Source organism: Ferrovibrio sp. (assembly GCF_964218355.1).
Lineage (GTDB): Bacteria > Pseudomonadota > Alphaproteobacteria > Ferrovibrionales > Ferrovibrionaceae > Ferrovibrio.
Genome location: NZ_CAXPMC010000029.1, coordinates 38,550 through 58,210 on the forward strand (window position 1 = coordinate 38,550; position 19,661 = coordinate 58,210).

At 68.7% G+C, this 19,661-nt stretch carries 24 protein-coding genes; 9 read left to right on the plus strand and 15 right to left on the minus strand.

All coding sequences use genetic code 11. The features are described from left to right. Window positions 1-288: 288 nt before the first annotated feature. Window positions 289-1,956 (plus strand): ATP-binding protein, encoded by a 1,668-nt coding sequence (locus ACEQZY_RS19965; protein ID WP_370156675.1) that lies wholly within the window; start codon window positions 289-291, stop codon window positions 1,954-1,956. 8 nt (window positions 1,957-1,964) lie between these two features. Here the strand turns inward: ACEQZY_RS19965 and ACEQZY_RS19970 are convergent, their stop codons facing one another. The 9 genes from ACEQZY_RS19970 to sfsA all read right to left on the minus strand — a co-directional run bounded on the left by ACEQZY_RS19970 (window position 1,965) and on the right by sfsA (window position 8,838). After that, the gene (locus ACEQZY_RS19970) at window positions 1,965-2,603 is read right to left on the minus strand and encodes a LysE family transporter (protein ID WP_341705086.1); all 639 of its coding nucleotides are present in this window, start codon (window positions 2,601-2,603) and stop codon (window positions 1,965-1,967) included. A gap of 26 nt (window positions 2,604-2,629) precedes the next feature. Next, complete coding sequence (gene radC, locus ACEQZY_RS19975; protein ID WP_341705087.1) at window positions 2,630-3,334, minus strand: DNA repair protein RadC; 705 nt, start codon at window positions 3,332-3,334, stop codon at window positions 2,630-2,632. Between the two features lie 42 nt (window positions 3,335-3,376). Then, window positions 3,377-4,960, minus strand: coding sequence for an MFS transporter (locus ACEQZY_RS19980; protein ID WP_370156678.1), 1,584 nt, complete (start codon window positions 4,958-4,960; stop codon window positions 3,377-3,379). An 84-nt stretch (window positions 4,961-5,044) separates the two neighbouring features. After that, a complete protein-coding gene (locus ACEQZY_RS19985) occupies window positions 5,045-5,770 on the minus strand; it encodes a thioredoxin family protein (protein ID WP_341704958.1) in 726 nt (241 codons plus the stop codon). 22 nt (window positions 5,771-5,792) lie between these two features. Further along, window positions 5,793-6,419: a glutathione S-transferase family protein gene (locus ACEQZY_RS19990; RefSeq protein ID WP_370156680.1), complete on the minus strand. Its 627-nt coding sequence runs from the start codon at window positions 6,417-6,419 to the stop codon at window positions 5,793-5,795. A 22-nt stretch (window positions 6,420-6,441) separates the two neighbouring features. Further along, window positions 6,442-6,888 carry an SRPBCC domain-containing protein gene (locus ACEQZY_RS19995; protein WP_341704955.1) on the minus strand — a complete coding sequence of 149 codons (447 nt, stop codon included), beginning with the start codon at window positions 6,886-6,888 and terminating at the stop codon, window positions 6,442-6,444. After that, the gene (locus ACEQZY_RS20000) at window positions 6,783-7,217 is read right to left on the minus strand and encodes a metalloregulator ArsR/SmtB family transcription factor (protein WP_341704954.1); all 435 of its coding nucleotides are present in this window, start codon (window positions 7,215-7,217) and stop codon (window positions 6,783-6,785) included. The genes ACEQZY_RS19995 and ACEQZY_RS20000 overlap by 106 nt, the downstream gene beginning before the upstream one ends. An 80-nt stretch (window positions 7,218-7,297) precedes the next feature. Beyond that, window positions 7,298-8,089, minus strand: coding sequence for a type I methionyl aminopeptidase (map, locus tag ACEQZY_RS20005; RefSeq protein WP_370156851.1), 792 nt, complete (start codon window positions 8,087-8,089; stop codon window positions 7,298-7,300). Between the two features lie 44 nt (window positions 8,090-8,133). Beyond that, window positions 8,134-8,838 carry a DNA/RNA nuclease SfsA gene (gene sfsA / locus ACEQZY_RS20010; RefSeq protein ID WP_341704953.1) on the minus strand — a complete coding sequence of 235 codons (705 nt, stop codon included), beginning with the start codon at window positions 8,836-8,838 and terminating at the stop codon, window positions 8,134-8,136. Window positions 8,839-8,848: 10 nt separating this feature from the next. Between sfsA and ACEQZY_RS20015 the strand changes: the two genes are divergently transcribed. From ACEQZY_RS20015 to ACEQZY_RS20035, 5 genes are all read left to right on the plus strand, one after another. Beyond that, entirely contained in the window at window positions 8,849-9,721 is an 873-nt protein-coding gene (locus ACEQZY_RS20015; protein WP_341704952.1) for a molybdopterin-binding protein, read from the plus strand. 10 nt (window positions 9,722-9,731) lie between these two features. Continuing rightward, complete coding sequence (locus tag ACEQZY_RS20020) at window positions 9,732-10,154, plus strand: Rap1a/Tai family immunity protein (RefSeq protein ID WP_341704951.1); 423 nt, start codon at window positions 9,732-9,734, stop codon at window positions 10,152-10,154. Window positions 10,155-10,281: 127 nt separating this feature from the next. Further along, complete coding sequence (locus tag ACEQZY_RS20025; protein ID WP_370156683.1) at window positions 10,282-10,659, plus strand: hypothetical protein; 378 nt, start codon at window positions 10,282-10,284, stop codon at window positions 10,657-10,659. Next, window positions 10,656-10,991 carry a hypothetical protein gene (locus tag ACEQZY_RS20030; RefSeq protein WP_370156685.1) on the plus strand — a complete coding sequence of 112 codons (336 nt, stop codon included), beginning with the start codon at window positions 10,656-10,658 and terminating at the stop codon, window positions 10,989-10,991. Before ACEQZY_RS20025 ends, ACEQZY_RS20030 begins: the two co-directional genes overlap by 4 nt. Window positions 10,992-10,993: 2 nt before the next feature. After that, window positions 10,994-11,329: a hypothetical protein gene (locus tag ACEQZY_RS20035; protein ID WP_341704947.1), complete on the plus strand. Its 336-nt coding sequence runs from the start codon at window positions 10,994-10,996 to the stop codon at window positions 11,327-11,329. Here the strand turns inward: ACEQZY_RS20035 and ACEQZY_RS20040 are convergent. Genes ACEQZY_RS20040 through ACEQZY_RS20065 form a run of 6 tightly spaced genes read right to left on the minus strand, consistent with a single transcriptional unit; the run spans window position 11,313 to window position 15,996 of the window. Continuing rightward, window positions 11,313-12,320 (minus strand): ABC transporter ATP-binding protein, encoded by a 1,008-nt coding sequence (locus ACEQZY_RS20040; RefSeq protein ID WP_370156687.1) that lies wholly within the window; start codon window positions 12,318-12,320, stop codon window positions 11,313-11,315. The two genes, ACEQZY_RS20035 and ACEQZY_RS20040, sit on opposite strands and share 17 nt — an antisense overlap. Then, the gene (locus tag ACEQZY_RS20045; protein WP_370156689.1) at window positions 12,317-13,327 is read right to left on the minus strand and encodes an ABC transporter ATP-binding protein; all 1,011 of its coding nucleotides are present in this window, start codon (window positions 13,325-13,327) and stop codon (window positions 12,317-12,319) included. Before ACEQZY_RS20045 ends, ACEQZY_RS20040 begins: the two co-directional genes overlap by 4 nt. Before the next feature lie 4 nt (window positions 13,328-13,331). Further along, window positions 13,332-14,177: an ABC transporter permease gene (locus ACEQZY_RS20050; RefSeq protein ID WP_370156691.1), complete on the minus strand. Its 846-nt coding sequence runs from the start codon at window positions 14,175-14,177 to the stop codon at window positions 13,332-13,334. Beyond that, on the minus strand, window positions 14,170-15,120 hold the full coding sequence (locus ACEQZY_RS20055) for an ABC transporter permease (RefSeq protein ID WP_341704613.1): 951 nt from the start codon (window positions 15,118-15,120) through the stop codon (window positions 14,170-14,172). Before ACEQZY_RS20055 ends, ACEQZY_RS20050 begins: the two co-directional genes overlap by 8 nt. Window positions 15,121-15,139: 19 nt before the next feature. Next, window positions 15,140-15,799 (minus strand): class I SAM-dependent methyltransferase, encoded by a 660-nt coding sequence (locus ACEQZY_RS20060; protein WP_370156693.1) that lies wholly within the window; start codon window positions 15,797-15,799, stop codon window positions 15,140-15,142. Beyond that, window positions 15,796-15,996, minus strand: coding sequence for a DUF1289 domain-containing protein (locus tag ACEQZY_RS20065; RefSeq protein WP_341704611.1), 201 nt, complete (start codon window positions 15,994-15,996; stop codon window positions 15,796-15,798). Before ACEQZY_RS20065 ends, ACEQZY_RS20060 begins: the two co-directional genes overlap by 4 nt. A gap of 168 nt (window positions 15,997-16,164) precedes the next feature. On the opposite strand from ACEQZY_RS20065, the gene ACEQZY_RS20070 reads away from it, so the two are divergent. Genes ACEQZY_RS20070 through ACEQZY_RS20080 form a run of 3 tightly spaced genes read left to right on the plus strand, consistent with a single transcriptional unit; the run spans window position 16,165 to window position 19,643 of the window. Further along, a complete protein-coding gene (locus ACEQZY_RS20070; RefSeq protein ID WP_370156695.1) occupies window positions 16,165-16,929 on the plus strand; it encodes an ABC transporter ATP-binding protein in 765 nt (254 codons plus the stop codon). A 14-nt stretch (window positions 16,930-16,943) separates the two neighbouring features. Continuing rightward, window positions 16,944-17,678, plus strand: a complete 735-nt coding sequence (locus ACEQZY_RS20075) for an ABC transporter permease (RefSeq protein ID WP_341704609.1) — start codon at window positions 16,944-16,946, stop codon at window positions 17,676-17,678. Window positions 17,679-17,687: 9 nt separating this feature from the next. Then, complete coding sequence (locus ACEQZY_RS20080; protein ID WP_370156697.1) at window positions 17,688-19,643, plus strand: Gldg family protein; 1,956 nt, start codon at window positions 17,688-17,690, stop codon at window positions 19,641-19,643. Window positions 19,644-19,661: the final 18 nt, after the last annotated feature.

Consider the following 19,661-nt stretch of genomic DNA (forward strand, 5'->3'; position numbering starts at 1 on the left):
AGGTTCACAAGCCCCGCCGGTCCGCGACAGCGGGGCGGACGGGACTTCAGGGTCACGGCGTTGCAGAAACCTCTGCCGGCCGAATCTCAGCGCCCTAGCGGCGCCCCCCTCGGTAGCCGCGACCCTGACGGGTTTCCGGCCCGCCGTCAATGTCGCAACCTTTGGTCGCACAAGCCGCCAGCTTTTGCGATTTACTTGAGCCGGTTTCCAGCGCCATTCTGAACCCACTGATTCTGCGGGCGAATCGCCAGCAACGGGGCCGGTACAGCCGGTGCCGGGGGAGGAAGTATGAGTGTGATCGCGGATTTCTTCGCCACCGACGGGTTTATGCCGCATGGCGTCTGCCTGCTATGGAAGCCGGAGGTTTTCTGGCTGCACCTGGTGTCCGACCTGCTGATCGCGGCCAGCTATTTCGCCATTCCCGCCATCCTGCTCGATCTCGCCATCCGCCGCACCGACCTGGTACCGCGCGGCATTCTCGCGCTGTTCAGTGCCTTCATCCTGCTCTGCGGCCTGACCCATCTGTTCGGCGTCTGGGTGCTGTGGAATCCCGATTACGGCGTCGAGGGGCTGGCCAAGGCGGCCACCGGGGTCGTCTCGCTGGCGACTGCCGCGGCACTGGTGCCGGCGGTGCGCTGGGCCCGGCTGGTTCCCGGCGCCGGGCAGTGGGCGACCCTGAATGCCGATCTCAATCGCGAGATCGCCGACCGCCGGGCCGCCGAGGCGCAGGTGCGGGCCCTGAATGCCGAACTGGAACTGCGCATCCGCGCCCGCACGGCCGAACTGGAAGAGGCGAATGCAAGGCTGCGCCGCGAGATCGACGACCGCCGCCATGCCGAGCGGCGCTTCCGCGACGTGGCAGCGCTGAGTGCCGACTGGATCTGGGAAACCGATGGCGACCTGGTCTACACCTACATGTCCGACCAGGTGGAGCGGGTAACCGGCATGGCGGCCGGCGAATATGTCGGCCATTCCCGCATTGCGCTGTTCGGCGATATCGGCAGCGACTATTTCCTGCAGCAGCATGTCGGCGACCTGCAGGCCCGCCGGCCTTTCTCCGATTTCGTGCAGTGGCTGAACCGGCCGCGCGGCCTGGTCTGCATCTCGATGAGCGGCATGCCGCGTTACGACGACGCCGGCCGCTTCATCGGCTATATCGGCATCGGCCGCGATGTCACCGAGGAACAGAGCCAGCGCCGCCGGCTGGAAGAGATGAACGAGGCGCTGGCCGCCGCCCGCGACCAGGCCCTGCGCGCCAGCACCAGCAAATCCTCCTTCCTCGCCCATATGAGCCACGAGCTGCGCACGCCGCTGAATGCCGTGCTGGGCTTTTCCGAGGTGATGAAGGAACAGCTGCTCGGGCCGCTGGAAGACCGCTATCGGGCCTATGCGGCGCATATCTACGACAGCGCCCTGCATCTGCTCAGCCTGATCAACGACGTGCTCGACCTCTCGAAGATCGAGGCCGGCGCCTATGAACTGCATGAAACCGGCATCGAGCTTGCGGCCCTGGCCGGCCGGGCGATCCGCCAGGTGGAGGCCGAGGCCAGGCGGGCCGGCATCGCCGTGGCGCTCGACTGCGCTGCCGGCCTGCCGCAGGTGCGGGCCGACCAGCGCGCGGTGTTCCAGATCTACCTGAACCTGCTGTCGAACGCGGTGAAATACTCCGCCGCCGGCGGCCAGGTGCGGGTCTTCGCCCGGCTGGAGGAAAACGGCGGCATCGCCTTCGGCGTGCGCGATACCGGCATCGGCATGACCGCGGACGAGATCGACAAGGCCCTGCAGCGTTTCGGCCAGGTCGAGAACGTGATGACCCGCGACCGGCAGGGTACCGGCCTCGGCCTGCCGCTGGTGCGCGAACTGGCGCTGCTGCATGGCGGCAGCGTCGAGATCGAATCGGAACCGGGCGAGGGCACCATCGTCACCGTGCGTTTCGGTGCCGACCGGGTGGCCTAGGCGGCGCGTCAGCCCGCGGTGAAGACGAGAAAGGCGCCGGTCGCGATCATCACCGCCCCGGCCGCCACCGTCAGGATCCGGCCGCCGCGGGCGCCGAAAACGGTGCCGGCGCGGCTGGCCGCCCAGGCATAGCCGAGCTTGGCGCCGCCCACGGCCAGGATCGTGCAGATCATGATGATGGCGATGTCGGCCGGTGCGACCGCCGCCAGGTCGACGAAGGCGGGCAGGAAACCGAGATAGAACAGGATCGCCTTCTGGTCGCCCAGCGTGACCGTCAGGCCCAGCATGAAGCTGGCGGCCAGCGAGGAGGGGCCGGTCGTTCCGGCCGGATCGCGGCCGGCCTGCCTGGCCGCGCGCAGCAGGCTGATCCCCAGCAGCAGCAGATAGGCGCCGCCGAGATATTTCACCAGCCCGAAGGCCGGCCCCAGGGTTTCCGCCAGCAGGGCAAGGCCGAACACCGCCGCCAGGATGAACAGCAGGTCGGCGGCGATGATGCCGAGACTGGCGGCGGCGCCATGCCGGAAACCGGCGCCGGCGGCACGGGCGGTGACGGTGAGAACGCTGACGCTGGGGATCAGGGCCAGCACGGCCATGGCACCGAACAGGGCGGCAATGGCGGCGGGGGTCATGGTGGGGACGAGGCTCATCCGCCGAACGTAGCAGAGCGCCGTGGTTACATCAGCCCTTTCTCGCGGAAGGAGACATGCCCCTTGCGACCGATGACGAGGTGATCGTGCAGGGCGATGCCGAGGGCTGATGCCGCCTGCGCCACCTGCCTGGTCATCTCGATGTCGGCGCGCGAGGGCGTCGGATCTCCGGACGGGTGGTTGTGCACCAGGATCAGGGCGGCGGCATTCAGCTCCAGTGCACGCCTGACCACCTCGCGCGGATAGACCGGCGTGTGATCGATGGTGCCGCGCTGCTGCGCCTCGTCGGCGATCACCTGGTTCCTGCGGTCGAGAAACAGGATGCGGAACTGCTCGGTCCCCTCATGCTGCAGGGCGGCGCGGCAGTAATCGAGCAGGGCCTGCCAGTTGGCGATGGCCGGTCGTGCCATCGCCTCCGCTTTCAGCAGCCGCAGGCCGGCCTCGCGGGTGACTTTCAGGGCGGCAATGGCCGCCGCGCCGCAGCCGGGGATTTTCGCCAGCCGCTCGGCCGGTGCCGAGAGGACGGCGGCGAGGCTGCCGCCGCAGCCATCGATCAGGGCCTTGGCCAGCGGTTTGACATCGCCGTTGCGGAACACGCCGAACAGGATCAGTTCAAGGATTTCATAATCAGGTATGCCGGCGCCGCCGCTGTCGAGGAAGCGGGCCCGCAATCTTGCGCGATGGCCGTGGAAATGGGGTCTGGTTTCCGCATCCCGGTCCGCGGCGTCCATGCTGCGAGGCTAGCATGGTCGCCGCGGGCCGGGCAGGGGGAATCAGCCGCCGCCGGCGCCGAGATCGGCAGCCGGCACCGGCTCCGGCGTCGGCCCGCGCCGGCGCAGCATCAGGGCGGCCAGCAGGGCCGAGGCCAGGGCGATGGCGGCGCAGATCGCGGCACAGAGGATGAAGCCGTCGGTAAAGGCCGTGCGGGCCGCCGCCGCCAGCGCGGAGCCGGTGGCCGGCGGCAGTTCCGCCGCCACCGCCAGCGCGCCGGCGAGGGTGCCGATGCTGGCCTCGGCATCGGCAGCCGGCAGGCCGGCCGGCAGCTGCGGCGCCATGGCGCCGCGGTAGATGGCGGTGGCGATGCTGCCAAGGATGGCGATACCGAGCGCCCCGCCGGTTTCCGCACCGGTCTCCGAGATCGCCGCGGCCGCGCCGGCGCGCTCCGGCGGGGCGGCGCCGACGATCAGGTCGGTGGTGAATGTGAAGACCGGGGCGAGGCCGAGCGCGAAGACGATGAAGGCGGTCATCAGCAGGGGGAAGCTGCCGCTGCCGGCGGCCTGTCCGAGCAGCGCGAAGCCGATGGCGGCAAGGGCCATGCCGCCGGCCACCACATGGGCCGGCCGCATCCAGCGCACAAGGGCAGGGGCCAGCATCGAACCGGCGACGAAGGCCAGGCCGGATGGTGCCGTCCACAGGCCGGCCCTGAAGGGGTCCATGCCGAGCACCAGCTGCAGATATTGCGCCAGATAGAGGAATGTGCCGAAGGCGGCAAACAGCCCCAGCACGTTGATCGCCAGCGCGGTGCTGAAGGCAGGATTACGGAACAGCGCCAGGTCGATCAGCGGATCGGCCAGCCGCTGCTGGCGGCGGACGAACAGCGCGCCGATGACCAGACCGCCCAGCAGGGCCGCGGCAGGCACCGGCCCGGCGCCGTCCTCGGCAAAGCGCTTGATGCCGTAGATCACCGCCAGCACGGCCCCCAGCGACAGGGCCGCGCTCGGGATGTCGAGCCGGCCGGCCTGCGGATCGCGGTATTCCGGCAGCAGCACCGGCCCGAGCAGCAGCAGCAGCAGCATCACCGGCACGGCCACCAGGAAGACCGAGCCCCACCAGAACCAGCTGAGCAGCAGGCCGCCGATCAGCGGGCCCAGCGCACCGCCGGCAGAGAAACTGGCAATCCAGATGCCGATGGCGAAGGTGCGCTGCTGCGGATCGTGGAACATGTTGCGGATCAGCGACAGGGTGGACGGCGCCAGGGTCGCGGCGGCGATGCCGAGCAGGGCGCGGGCCGCAATCAGGGCCTCGGCCGTCGGTGCGAAGGCCGCCAGCACCGAGGTCAGGCCGAAGGCGGTGCCGCCGATCATCAGGATGCGGCGGCGGCCGATGCGGTCGCCCAGTGTGCCCATGGTGATCAGCGAGCCGGCCACCAGGAAACCGTAGATATCGACGATCCACAGCAGCTGGGCACTGGTCGGCTTCAGGTCGGCACTGAGATGCGGCACGGCCAGATTCAGCACCGTCAGGTCCATGGAATACAGCAGGCAGGGCAGGGCGAGCACGGCCAGCCCGATCCATTCGCGGCGGCTGGCCTTCGGCGGCGGGACAGCGCCCGCCGCTCCGGCGGCATGATCGGTCATGGGGACATTCTTTTTCTGGGGCGGACGGATAGCTGCGCGCAGACTAGCACAGGGCCGGGCGGTCGTGGATTCCGGATTGCGGGGTCAGTCGCAGCAGGATGGCGTCTTCGGTTCCGCCTCGTATTCGTCGTGGCGCCGCATCCAGTCCATGGTGGATCTTTCGTTGCGCCCCTTCGGCGTGAGGTCGAGATAGTTGTGGGCGCCGATCAGCAGGTCGCCACCGCGGGCATAGCTGGAATAGGTGTGGAATACCGCACCGCTTTCGTCCCGGCAGAACACGCTGATCCCGTGCAGCTCGTCATGGCCGCGGCTGGTGAGGGTGTAATTGTAGAAGACGTCGCCGGCGGCCAGCTGTTCGGGCGTGAAGGAGACGTGGTAATCGTAGTTGAAGTCGCTGCCGAAGGACGACGCCCAGTCGAACTGCCAGCCCATCCGCTGGCGATAGGCCTCGATCTTCGCCAGCGGCGCCCGCGACACGGCCACCAGCGACACGTCGTGATGCCGCAGATGCAGGTTGGCGCCATCCATGTGATCGGCAAGGAAGGAGCAGCCGGAGCAACCGGCCTCCCAGTCCGGGCCGAGCATGAAATGGTAGACGATCAGCTGGCTGTTGCCGCCGAACAGCCCGGCCAGCGTCTTGTGGCCCTGCCGCGTCTCGAACCGGTATTCCTTGTCGACCTTCACCCAGGGCAGGGCGCGGCGTTCGGCACGGACCATGTCGTGCAGGCGGGTCAGCGCCTTTTCGTTGCGCAGATGGGTGCGGCGGGCCTCGAGCCATTCCTCGCGGGTGACGATGCGGTTGGGCTGCATGGCGGGTTCCTTCCGGGTGGAGTCAGGCGGCGGCGCGTTCGGCCGGGAACGGGTCCAGCCAGTCGGGCAGGGCGCAGAGCCGGTCATGCCAGCGCCGCACATTGGCATAGCCGGCCAGCGGAATCCGCGCCTGTTCGGCATAGGGCAGGCTGACGCCGACCGCGAAATCCGCGACGCTGAGCTGGTTGGCAACGATGTAATCGCGCCCTTCGAGATGTGCATCGAGCACGGCGAGAAAGCGGTGCATGTAGCCGATCGCCTCGTCGACGGCCTTCGCATCCGGTTCGCCGAGGCCGAATTTCGGCCGGATGACGTGCTCGAAATACAGGTTGCCGCCATGGCGTGAGAAATGCTGGCCGTCCCAGCACAGCCAGCGGACGATCTCGATCTGGCGGTCGCTGTCGGCGGGCCAGAGGTCGGATCCCGCGATCTGCGCCAGCCGGCAGATGATCGCATTCGATTCCCACAATGCGCCGGTGGCGGTCTGCAGCACCGGCACCTTGCCGTTCGGGTTCATCGCCAGGAAGGCCGGTGTCGTATGCTCGCCCTTGCCGAGATGGACGCGAACGAATTCGACCGGGCTGCCGAGATAGCGGGCGGCGGCACAGGCTTTGCGCGGATTGAGGGTCTCGTCGTAATAGAGCTTCATGGTCGTCTCCGGGTCTGGCGGGTCAGGCGAACAGGCGTTCGAGCTTGTCGAGGCTGCCGGTCCAGCCGCGGTTATGCCCGTCGCGGGCGGCCTGGTCGAAGAACTGCTCGTGCAGCAGGGTAAGCAGCGTGCCGCCGCCATCGGCCTTGAGGCTGACGGTAACCTGGGACACGCGCTCCGGCGTGCTGATCCAGGACCAGCTGAAAACCAGCTTCGTATCCGGCACGATCTCGCGATAGGCGCCGCGCACGGTGTGGCGCTCGCCGTCTTCCGTGCGGAAGGCGATGTCGAAGCGGCCGCCGATGCGCAGGTCGATCTCGGCCTTTTCCACCGGCCCGGCATCCGGGCCGAACCAGCGGGCGATCAGCGCCGGCTCGGTCCAGGCGGCGAAGACTTTCGCCGGCGCGGCGTTGATGCGCCGCCTGATGGTGAGGCTGGGCCTGTGGGTGAAGGCGGGGTCGGCGGACATGCATCCTCCTCAAGGAAAGCGGCAAGGCGATCAAGGCGCTCGGACCAGAAGCGCTGGTAACGGTGCAGCCATTCCATCGCCTGCTCCATCGGTGCCGCATTCAGGCGCACGCTGACGGTGCGGCCGGCCTTGCTGCGGGTGACAAGTCCGGCATCGGACAGCACGTCGAGATGTTTCATGATCGCCGGCAGCGAGACCGGGAAGGGTTTCGCGAGATCGCTGACCGACAGCTCGGCGGTTGCCTCCAGCCGCGCCAGCAGGGCCCGCCGGGTCGGATCGGCGAGGGCGGAAAAGGTGCGGTCGAGGCCGGAATCTGAATACTTAACCATCAGGTTAAGTATTGATGCGAAAACATGCCGGAGTCAAGACGCGATTCTTCAGCGATGCGGTAGGGCGGAAATCCGCAGAATCAGGCGTAGGGGGGCTTGTGCCAGCCCTTCGGCGACTGGGTGAAGATCTCGTAGCCGGTCTCGGTCACGCCGATCGAATGCTCGAACTGCGCCGACAGCGAGCGGTCCTTGGTCACCGCGGTCCAGCCATCGGACAGCAGCTTCACCTGCCACTTGCCGGCATTCACCATCGGCTCGATGGTGAAGAACATGCCGGCCTGCAGCGGGATGCCGCGGCCGGCCTCGCCGTAATGCAGGATGTTCGGCGGTTCGTGGAAGATGCGGCCGAGGCCATGGCCGCAGAAATCGCGCACCACCGAAAAGCGTTCCTTCTCGACGAAGCTCTGGATCGCATGGCCGATATCGCCGGTGGTGGCGCCGGGCTTCACCACCTCGATGCCGCGCATCATCGCCTCGTAGGTGATGTCGCAGATGCGGCGGCCCTTCACGCCGACATTGCCCAGCAGGAACATGCGGCTGGTATCGCCATGCCAGCCGTCGAGGATGACGGTGACGTCGATATTCATGATGTCGCCGTCTTCCAGCACCTTGTCGCCCGGGATGCCGTGGCAGACCACATGGTTGACCGAGGTGCAGATCGATTTCGGAAAGCCGCGGTAGCCCAGCGGCGCCGGCACCGCGCCATGCCGGACGATGAAATCGTGGCACAGCCTGTCGAGCTCGCCGGTGGTCGTGCCCGGCACCACATGCGGGGTGATGAAGTCGAGGGTCTCCGCGGCCAGCCGGCCGGCCCGGCGCATGCCCTCGAAATCCTCGGGCTTGTGCAGCCGGACGGCGCCGCCTTCCAGCAGGTCCTCGTCCCCGTCTTCCGCCGCAGCTTGCGCTTGGTTCTGATTCACCGTTCTTTTCCAGTCACTTGGTCTTCAACAGGCAGGCGGTGACGGAGGGTGATGCCGGTCTCCGTCACGGCGCAGTCGTAACATAGGGCCTCGACCCCGGCTTTCCTAGCTTCGGCATAGGCAGCGGCATAGCCCGGGTCGCGGTCGGCGGCCAGCCGGAAGCGGCGGCAATCCGGCCGCTGCACCAGGAACAGCATCACCGCGCGGTGGCCGGCCGCGGCCATGGCGGCCAGTTCGCGCAGATGCTTGGCCCCGCGGGCGGTCGGGCAGTCGGGGAATTCCGCCAGCCCGGCTTGCCGCATCAGATGCACGTTCTTCACTTCGAGGTAGCAGTCCGGCCGGCCGGAACCGGACAGCAGGAAATCGATCCGGCTGTTCTCGCTGCCGTAGCGCATCTCGGGCCGGCACTCGTCATAACCGGCCAGTTCGGGGATGCGGTCCTCCGCCAGCGCCTCGGCGACCAGCCGGTTGGGCAGCGTCGTGTCGATGCCGACCAGGGCGCCGTCGGCTTCGGCCAGCACCCAGCCCCAGCCGAGCTTGCCGCGGCCCGGCTTCAGCCAGGCCCGGCTGCCCGGCATATCCAGCCCCAGCATGGCGCCCGGGTTGGGGCAGTGCACGGTTTCCTCGTGGCCGTCGGCAAAGCGCATGTCGGCCAGGAAGCGCTTGTAGCGGCGCAGCAGCACGGCCGGGGTCAGGGGCACGGGAAACTCCATGTCCCGCCTAATACAGGCCGGCGGACGCTGCGGCAACCGGCCGGCAATCGCGGCGCTGGCCTGCACCCGTGGCGCGTGCTATCTCCTGTGCGCCATGACGGAAACGCCCGGAAACGCCCAGCCCAGAATCGTGACGGCGGCCATGCTGGTGATCGGCAACGAGATTCTCTCGGGCCGCACCCGCGACGCCAACATGCATTTCCTGGCCGGCCGGCTGACCGAGCTGGGCATCCGCCTGCGCGAGGCGCGCGTGGTGCCCGACATCCCCGAAGCCATCGTCGCCGCGGTGAACGACCTGCGCGCCCGCCACGATTATGTCTTCACCTCGGGCGGCATCGGGCCGACCCATGACGACATCACGGCAGACTGCGTCGCGCAGGCCTTCGGGGTGGGCATCGACATCCAGCCGGAAGCGCGCCGCCGGCTGGAGGCACATTACGAGGCCGGCATGCTGAATGCGGCGCGGCTGCGCATGGCGCGGATTCCCGATGGTGCCGCACTGATCGACAACCCGGTATCGGCGGCGCCCGGCTTCCGCATCGGCAATGTGATGGTGATGGCCGGGGTGCCGGCGATCTTCCAGGCCATGGTGGCCAGCGTGGCACCGGGCCTGACCGGCGGCGACCCGCTGCTGTCGCGCACGGTGATCGCCCAGGTGCCGGAAGGCATGGTGGCGGAGGATCTTGGCGCCTTGCAGCGGCAGTTCCCTGATGTCGACATGGGCTCCTACCCGGCTTTCCGGGGCGGCAGGGCATCGACGGCGATCGTGCTGCGCGCCACCGACCGGGCCAGGCTGGATGCCGCCGCCACGGCGATGCACGGGATTTTCCGCCGCCTCGGCGGCGAGCCGACCGAAAACGAGATCGTGTGAGCCCGCGACCATGTTCCCTGCCCCCTGCCGCCGCCTGCCCGCCCTGCTGCTCTGCAGCCTGATCCTCGCAACGCAGCCGGCCGGGGCGCAGCAGACCGCAGCGCCGGCCGATGCCGGTGCGATGCCGGCCGCCCTGCAGCCGCCGCCGAAATTCCTCGCCCGCGACCTGCTGGCCGGCTGCGAGGCCGCCGACGGCACGGCCCGGCAGACCGGCTGCCTGCGCTACCTGCTGGGTGCCGCGGCGATGTACGAACTGGCGGTGGGTGCCGGCGGCAAGGAGCTGGGCTGGTTCTGCACGCCGCGCGACGCGCCGGCCGCCCTGCTGCGCCAGCAATACGTGGCCTGGGCGAAGGACAATGCCGACCAGATGACGCTGGAAGCGATCCAGGCGGTGCGGCTGGCGCTGGCCGATGCCTTTCCCTGCCAGGAATAGGCTGCCTGCCGCGATTCCGCCGCCCTGATTCTGCCGTAAAGGCGCGCCAACCTGCCCGGGCTACCCTATGATCAGGGGCGGCCGCTCCGGCATCCGGACGGCCGTGACCGTCATGCCGAAGATCGTCATGCCGAAACTGACAGCCTTTCTGCCCCTTCTGGCCGTCCTGGCCTTCATGGCCGGCTGCGGCCCGGCGCTGGAATGGACCCGGCCCGATACCGGTCTGGCCCAGGCGCGGCTGGATTCGGCCGAATGCGGCAGCCTCGCGCGCCAGCAGGCTTTCCGCGAAAGTTTTTTCTACGGCCCGGTCATTCCCGGTCCGCCCTATTACGGCCCGGCTTATTACGGCCCGGGCTATCCGTGGCATGGCCGGTACGGACCTAGCCTCGCATACCGGAATGATTTCATGTGGCAGGCCCGGCGCGAAAGCGACCTGCAGGATTTCTGTCTGCGGGCGCGCGGCTACAGCCTGACACCGGCGCGACAACCGGGAGGGCGGTCATGAGGCGCCCTGCTGTTGCCGCCCTGCTGTTGCTGCTGGGCGCCTGCGCGCCGGCCACCGAATATGTCCGCGCCGGCACGCCGGCCGTGCAGCGCGATGCCGACGAGCAGGATTGCCAGCGCATCGCCGCCGAACAGGCGCTGGACGAGAGCTTCGCCTCGGGGCCGAAATATCCGCCCCTGCGCGATACCCAGTTCACCGTGGATGGCGGCGGCGCCGGCGAGCCCGGCGGTGGCATCACCGCGTCCTACAGCCGGCGCGGCGCCCGGCAATACGAACTGGCCGAATACTGCATGCAGCAGCGCGGCTACCGGCTGGTGCAGGTGGCGGAATGAGGATGTGCGTTCCGGCCGCGGCCGGGCTGCTGCTGGCCCTGGCGGCCTGCACGACGACACCGACCGAATGGACGCGGCCGGAAACCGCGGCCGCCCAGCGCGACCGCGACCAGAAGGAGTGCGAGGACAGGGCCTACTGGCAGGCACTGGACGAGAGCCAGTCGACCCGCCAGCTTTACCCGCCCTGGACCGGCACCGGCTTCGGCTGGGGGCCGCCTTTCCGCATGTCGGTGGAATCGCCGTCCTATTTCGCGCGCGGCCCGCGGCAATGGGAATTCACCGACTATTGCATGCGCCAGCGCGGCTATGTGCTGACCCCGGTCAGGCCGGCGTCGTAACCGGCACGTCCAGCACCGCTTCGGCGCGGTGACAGGCCACGGCGCGGCCATCCGGCAGCGCGCGCAGCGGCGGCGCCTCGCTGCGGCAGCGCTCGATGGCAAAGCGGCAGCGCTCGGCCAGCGCGCAGCCCGGCTTCAGCTCGGTCTGGCTCGGCGGATTGCCCTGCAGCTGGGCATGGCGGCGCGGCTGGCCGGGCGGTGGCGGCGCCGGCTGCGGCAGGGCGGCCAGCAATGCGCGGGTATAGGGATGGGCCGGCCGTGCGAAGACGGTGGCGGTGGCGCCGGTCTCGACCACGCGACCGAGATACATCACCGCCACCCGGCTGCAGAGATGGTCGACCACCGCAAGGTTGTGGCTGATGAACAGGTAGGTGACGCCGTGTTTCTGCTGCAGGTCGGCCATCAGGTTCAGCACCTGCGCCTGCACCGAGACATCCAGGGCCGAAACGGCTTCGTCGGCGACGATCAGCTTCGGCCGCGTGATCAGGGCGCGGGCGATGGCGATGCGCTGGCGCTGGCCGCCGGAGAATTCATGCGGGTATTTCGCCGCATCGGCCGGGCGCAGGCCGACGGTCATCATGGCATCGGCCACCCGGTCGCGGCGCTCGCCGCGCGGCAGCCGTTCCAGCGCCTCCAGCGGTTCGGCGACGATGCGTTCGACGCTCTGGCGCGGGTCGAGCGAACCGTAGGGGTCCTGGAACACCATCTGGAAATCGCGCCGCGCCCCGCGCAGGGCCAGCGGTGCCAGCCTGTTCAGGTCCTGGCCGGCGAATTCCACGCGGCCGCTGTCCGGCGCTTCCAGCGCCATGACGAGGCGGGCGAGAGTGGATTTGCCGCAGCCGCTTTCGCCGACCACGCCGAGGCTGTCGCCGGCCCGGATGTCGAGCGACACGCCATTGACGGCATAGACCTGCCGGCGTGGCACGAAGGGCGACGACCGCGGCAGCGGATAGGTCTTGCGGACATCCTGCAGCCGGACAAGGGCTGTCATGCGGCCCCCCCGATCGGCAGGGCACGGGCGTCCTCGGTGCGCCAGCAGGCGGCCCAATGGCTGCCGCTGCCGCTGCTGACGGGCGGCGGCGGTTCGGCCCGGCAGCGTGCTTCCGCCAGGCTGCAGCGGTCGGCGAAGGCGCAGGCCGGGCCGAGGTCATGCAGGTCGGGCACGATGCCGGGGATGGTGGGCAGCGGCGGGCGCGGATAGGCGCCGCCGGCGGCCAGCCGCGGCATCGCCGCGAACAGGCCGCGGGCATAGGGATGCGACAGGTCGGCGAAAACCTCGTGCACCGGGCCTGCCTCGACGGCGCGGCCGGCATACATCACCAGCACACGGTCGACGGTCTCGGCAATGACGCCGAGATCGTGGCTGATCAGGATCAGCGCCATGCCGCTGGCTTCCACCAGGTCGCGGATCAGGTCGAGGATCTGGCCCTGGATGGTCACGTCCAGCGCCGTGGTCGGTTCGTCGGCGATCAGGATGTCGGGGTCGCAGGCCAGTGCCATGGCGATCATCACGCGCTGGCGCTGGCCGCCCGACAGCTGGTGCGGATAGGCATCCAGCCGGCTGCGCGGATTGGGGATGCCGACGCGGCCGAGCAGGTCGACGGCGCGTTCGCGGGCCTGGCGGCGGCTGAGGTCCGTGTGCAGCAGCAGCGGCTCGGCGATCTGGTCGCCGATCCGGTGCAGCGGATTGAGCGACGTCATCGGCTCCTGGAAGATCATGCCGAGCCGGTTGCCGCGCAGGTCGCACAGCCGCTTCTCGCTGGCAGCCAGCAGGTTTTCGCCGCCGAGCGCGACGCTGCCGCCGGCCTGCGCGCCCTCGGGCAGCAGGCCCATCAGCGCGAGCGCGGTCATCGACTTGCCGCAGCCGCTTTCGCCGACGATGCCGAGCGTCTCGCCCTTCGCCAGGTCGAAATCGAGGCCGCGCACGGCCATCGCCGGCCCGCGCGCGGTCGGCAGGGTGACGGTGAGATCGCGGACGGACAGCAGCGGACCGCTCATCGCCTCACCTCCGCCGGGCCAGCCGCGGATCGGTCAGATCGCGCAGGCCGTCGCCCAGCAGGTTGAGGCCGAGCACGGCCATGGCGATGGCGATGCCGGGCCATACCGCCAGCAGCGGCGCCCGGAACACGTAGGACTGGGCCTCGTTCAGCATGCGGCCCCAGGACGGTGTCGGCGGCTGGGTGCCCAGCCCGAGATAGGACAAAGCGGCCTCGGCGAGGATGGCCAGCGCGAACTGGATGGTCGCCTGCACCACGATCACCGACAGGATGTTGGGCAGCACATGCTCGATGGTGATGCGGAAGGCGCCCTTGCCGGCGGCGCGGGCGGCGAGGATGAAATCCCGCGCCCAGACCGAATTGGCGGCGGCCCGCACCACGCGGGCGAAGATCGGGATGTTGTAGATGGCGATCGCGATGATCGAGTTCAGCGCGTTCGGCCCGAGAATGGCGGCGAACATGATCGCCGACAGGATGGCCGGGAAGGCATAGGTGAAATCGGCGAACCGCATCACCAGTTCCTCGATCCAGCCGCGGCGGGCGGCGGCCAGGAAGCCGAGCAGGCTGCCCAGCAGCAGGCCGATGCCGACCGAGACGACCGCCACCATGATCGAATTCTGTGCGCCGGCAAGGATCAGCGACAGCACGTCGCGGCCGAGTGCGTCCGTGCCCAGCCAGTGGGTCGCCGAAGGCAGGGCAAGGCGATGGCGGATGTTCAGCGCGGTGGCCACATAGGGCGTCCAGATCAGCGACAGCAGGGCCATGCCCAGCACGAGGGCGGTGAGCAGGCCGCCGGCCACGAAGCTGCGATGCCGGAGCGCCCGGCGGAAGAAGGCGGCCGTCTCAGACATCGTGCATCTTCAGGCGCGGGTCGATCACGGCATACAGCACGTCGACGACGAAATTGACCAGCACGACGGTAAAGGCCAGCAGCACCACGGCCGCCTTCACCACCTCGATGTCGCGGTTGCTGATCGCCTGGAAGATCAGGCGGCCGAGACCCGGCAGCGAGAAGACCTGCTCGACGACGATGGCGCCGGCCAGCAGGTTGCCGAACTGCAGGCCGATCACGGTGATGACCGGGATCAGGGCGTTGCGCAGCACATGCCGCCACAGCACGGCGCGGCGGCCAAGGCCCTTGGCGCGGGCGGTGCGCACGAAATCCTCGCCCAGCACCTCGAGGACCGACGAGCGGGTGATGCGGGCAAGGATGGCGGCCTGCACCGTGGCCAGCGACAGGCTGGGCAGGATCAGGCCGAGCAGCGCCGGGCCGGGGCCGTCCGCCCAGCCGGCAAAGCCGCCGGCCGACAGCCAGCCGAGATTGACCGCGAACAGCAGGATCAGCAGCAGGCCGAACCAGAAATTCGGAATCGAGATGCCCAGCTGGCTGATGCCCATGACCACGAGATCGCCGGGCCGGTTGTGGCGGGCGGCGGCATAGATGCCCAGCCCCAGCGCCAGCACCACGGTCAGCAGCATGGCGAGGATCGCCAGCGGATAGGTCAGGGTCAGCCGGTCGGCGATCAGCGGCCAGACCGGGCTTTTGTAGGCGTAGGAGATGCCGAAATCCCCGGTCAGCAGATGTGCGAGCCAGTCGGCATAGCGTTCGAGGACCGGCCGGGTCAGGCCATACTGCTCGCGGAAGGCCGCCAGCTGCTCGTCGCTGGCATCAATGCCGAGCACCAGCAGGGCCGGATCGCCGGGCAGGATTTCCAGCACCAGGAAGACGATCACCGAGGTCGCCCACAGGGTGGCGAGCAGGGTTGCGAACCGCTTGATCAGGAAGAAGGGCATCGCGTCCGGTTCCGGCCTGTCAGCGTTTCACGGCCAGGGTGATGCCGTCGCCGACCGGCAGCATGGCGATCCGCACGCGGCCGTCGGCCGCCAGCATGGCGTTGAAGCCGCGCAGGGCCGTGGTGTCTTCCGAGCGGTCGGCCGCGTCGGCGACGCTGCCGCCCCACAGCACGTTGTCATACGCGGCAAGGCCGCCGGGCCGCAGCAGACGCAGCACCTGTTCGTGATAGCCGGCATAGCCGGTCTTGTCGGCATCGACGAAGGCGAAATCGTATGTGCCGGCTTCGCCGCCGGCCAGCAGGCTGTCGAGGGTTTCGCCGGCCGGCCCGAGCCGCAGGTCGATGCGGCCGGCCAGTCCGGCCCGGTCCCAGAATTCGCGGGCGATGGCGGTGGTGTCCGGGTTGATGTCGCAGGCGGTGATCCGGCCGTCCGGCGGCAGCGCGAGGCCGACCGCCAGGGCGCTGTAGCCGGTGAAGACGCCGACCTCGAGGCAGCGCCGCGCGCCGGTCAGTGCCACCAGCAGCTGGAACAGTGCCCCCTGGTCGCGGCCGATCTGCATGCCGGCACCGGGAAGCCCGGCCGTGCGCTGGCGAAGTTCGGCCAGCAGGGGGTGTTCCGGCGGCGAAACCGACAGCAGGTAGCCGTAGAGCCGGGGATCGAGACCGAGCGAGCGGGTCACCGGGCCCGCCTTCCGGCCGGCAGCCGCTGCCAGGGGCGGCGGGCCAGTTCGTCGAGCAAGGCCCGTTTGCCGGCGGCATCGAGGCCCGGCCAGGCGCCGATCTCGGCGCCGCTGCGGCCGCAGCCCAGGCACCAGCCGGTGCGCCGGTCGATCTGGCAGACCTTGTTGCAGGGCGAGGGCGGGTCGGGGCGGTCCATGGCTGATCGTGGCGAAAATATGGCGGCGTTCGTGTTAAGACCCGGTCCCGGGCGGCTTTGTTAAGGGCAATTAATGACCGGGGGCTTGAACCATGCGGGGAGAAACACTTATCTAGCGGTCGCCGCGCGACAGGGTCGCCGCGGCCAGGCAGGGGACGACGCAAAACGATGATCGACATAAAGAATCTGGTCAAGCAATTCGGCCCGTTCACAGCCGTCGACAATATCAGTTTCACGGTTGGCAAGGGCGAGGTGCTTGGCTTTCTCGGACCCAACGGAGCCGGCAAGTCCACCACCATGAAGATGGTCTGCGGCTTTCTTGCACCCACTGCGGGCAGCATCGCCGTCTGCGGCCATGATGTGGATGCCGAACCGCTGGCGGCCAAGCGCTGCATCGGCTACCTGCCCGAAGGCGCCCCGGCCTATGCCGACATGACCGGGCGCGGCTTTCTCGATTTCATTGCCGATGTGCGCGGCCTGTCGGGCCGCGACCGGCAGTGGCGGCTCGACAAGGTGGTCGACCAGGTCAACATCAAGGATGTGCTGGACCAGCCGATCGACACCCTGTCCAAGGGCTACAAGCGCCGCGTCGGTCTCGCCCAGGCGATCCTGCATGATCCGCCGGTGCTGGTGCTGGACGAGCCGACCGACGGCCTCGACCCGAACCAGAAGCACGAGGTGCGCGGCCTGATCCAGACCATGGCCCGCGACAAGGCCATCATCATCTCGACCCATATCCTGGAAGAGGTGGAGGCGGTGTGCAGCCGCGCCATCGTGATCGCGCGCGGCCGCATCGTTGCCGAGGGCCGGCCCGACAGCGGGCCGTCCGGCAGCGGCAGCTGGCGTATCGGCGACATCATCGCCGAGCCCGGCCGGCTGGATGCCGCCTTCCGCCAGGTCACCCAAGCCGCCGCGCCCGCCCGCGCCGCCTGATCGGAGTTGCCGTCATGTCTTCGCTGTTTTCGGTCACCCGCCGCGAGCTTTCCGGCTATTTCGCCACGCCGGTCGCCTATGTCTTCATCGTCGTCTTCCTGTTCACGGCCGGCATCTTCACCTTCTATCTCGGCCAGTTCTTCGAACGCGGCCAGGCCGACCTGAAGGCCTTTTTCCTGTTCCATCCCTGGCTCTACCTGTTCTTCCTGCCGGCCATCGCCATGCGGCTGTGGGCGGAGGAACGCAAGTCGGGTACCATCGAGCTGCTGCTGACCCTGCCGATTCCGCTCTGGGCCGCCGTGCTCGGCAAATTCCTCGCCGCCTGGATCTTCGCCGGCATCGCGCTGGCGCTGACCTTCCCGATGTGGCTGACGGTCAACTGGCTGGGCAGCCCCGATAACGGCGTGATCGCGGCCGGCTATATCGGCAGTTTCCTGATGGCCGGCGCCTATCTGGCGGTCGGCTCCTGCCTCAGTGCCACCACCAAGAACCAGGTGATCGCCTTCGTGATCAGCGTGCTGGTCTGTTTCGTCTTCACCGTGGCCGGGGCGCCGATGGTGCTCAGCTTCTTCCAGGGCTGGGCACCGGGGCTGATCGTCGACACCATCGCGTCGTTCAGCTTCCTCAGCCATTTCAACGCCATCACCGAAGGCGTGATCGACCTGCGCGACATCGTCTTCTTCCTCTCCCTGATGGCCGTGGCGCTCTATGCCACCGCCGTCATCGTCGATTTCCGGAAAGCGGGCTGAGCCAGAACCATGAAACCCGGCAGCAAAGCGCTCCTCACCGGCACCGGCCTGATCGCGGCCTTCGCCATCTTCTTCGCCGTCAACATCATCGCCAACCAGGGCCTGCGCTCGGCCCGCGTCGACCTGACCGAGGCGCGGCTCTACACGCTGTCCGACGGCACCCGCAACGTGCTGAAGGCGATCCCCGATCCGATCACGCTGCGCTTCTTCTTCTCCGACAAGCTGGCCGGGGCCGCGCCGCAGGTGAAGCAGTATGGCATGCGGGTGCGCGAACTGCTGGAACGCTATGCGGCCCTGTCGGGCGGCAAGGTCCGCCTCGAAGTGATCGACCCCGAGCCGTTCACGGAATCGGAAGACCGTGCCGTGCAGGCCGGACTGCAGGCGGCGTCGCTGCCCGGCGGCGGCCAGCTCTATTTCGGCCTGGTTGGCAGCAACACGCTGGACCAGCAGCAGACGATTCCCTTCTTCCAGGCCGACAAGGAACAGTTCCTCGAATACGACCTGACCAAGCTGGTCTACGGCCTCAGCAGCCCGAAGAAGCCGACCGTCGGCATCCTCGGCAGCCTGCCGCTGGAATACGGTCCCGGCGGCATGATGGCGGCGATGCGCGGCCAGGCCCAGCCCTACCTGATCCTCGACCAGATCAGGCAGTTCTTCGAGGTGAAGATGCTGGATGCCGGCAAGCCCGAGGAGATCAGCGACAAGCTGTCCGTGCTGGTGCTGGCGCATCCGAAGGACCTGAGCGCGCAGACCAGATATGCCATCGACCAGTATGTGCTGAAGGGCGGCCACCTGATCGTGTTCAGCGATCCCTATTCGGAAACGATGGCGGCGGCGCCCAATCCGATGACCGGCCAGCCGATGCCGCCGGGCATGGACCAGTCCTCGCTGCTGCCCGAGCTGTTCCGGGCCTGGGGCGTCGAGGTGGTGCCCGACAAGTTCGTTGCCGACCTCGCGCTGGCCCAGCGGGTGCAGACCGGCCGCCCCGGCGCCGTCGCGGTGGTCGATTACGTGCCGTGGCTGAATGTCCCGGAAGGACATATGAGCCATGACGACGTGGTCACCGCCGCGCTGACCAACATCAACGGTGCGTCCTTCGGCGCGATCCGGCAGATCGAGGGGGCCACCACCACCCTGGCCCCGCTGCTGACCTCGTCGGACCAGGCGATGCTGATGGATACCGCCGACATCAAGGGCGAGCCGGATCCGCAGGCCCTGGCCGGCAAGTTCAAGCCCGATGGCAAGACCTATGTGCTGGCCGCCCGCATCAGCGGTCCGGCGAAGACGGCCTTCCCGGACGGCCCGCCGCCGGCCGATGCGAAGCAGGACGGGAAGGCGGACGACGGGAAGACGGACGCCGCCGCCGTACCGGCAGCGCCGCAGGTGAAGGACAGCGCCAAGCCGATCAACGTGCTGCTGGTTGCCGATGCCGACATGCTCGACGACCGCTTCTGGGCCCGCGCCCAGCAGATGTTCGGGCAGAGCGTCTATGTGCCGATTGCCGCCAATGCCGACTTCCTCGTCAATGCCATCGACAACATGTCGGGCTCCGGCGACCTGATCAGCCTGCGCAGCCGCGGCCGTTCGCAGCGGCCCTTCGAGGCGATCGAGGCGATGCGCCGCCAGGCCGACCAGCAGTTCCTGGCCCGCCAGACCCAGCTGCAGAAGCAGATGGAGGATACCCAGAAGAAGCTGGCCGACCTGCAGTCGAAGACCCAGGAACAGTCGAATGCGCTGCTGACCGCAGAGCAGCAGGCCGCCATCGACAGCTTCCGCGACCAGCTGCTGCAGACCCGGCGCGAGCTGCGCAATGTGCAGCACGAGCTGAACCGCGGGATCGAGCAGCTGCAGCTGGTGATCAAGTTCATCAATATCGGCCTGATGCCGCTGCTGGCGGCGCTTGTTGCCGTCGGCCTGGGCATCTTCTGGCGCCGCCGGCGGATGCGCCGGGCGCTGGAAGGCTGACGGCCGCCGGAAAAGGGA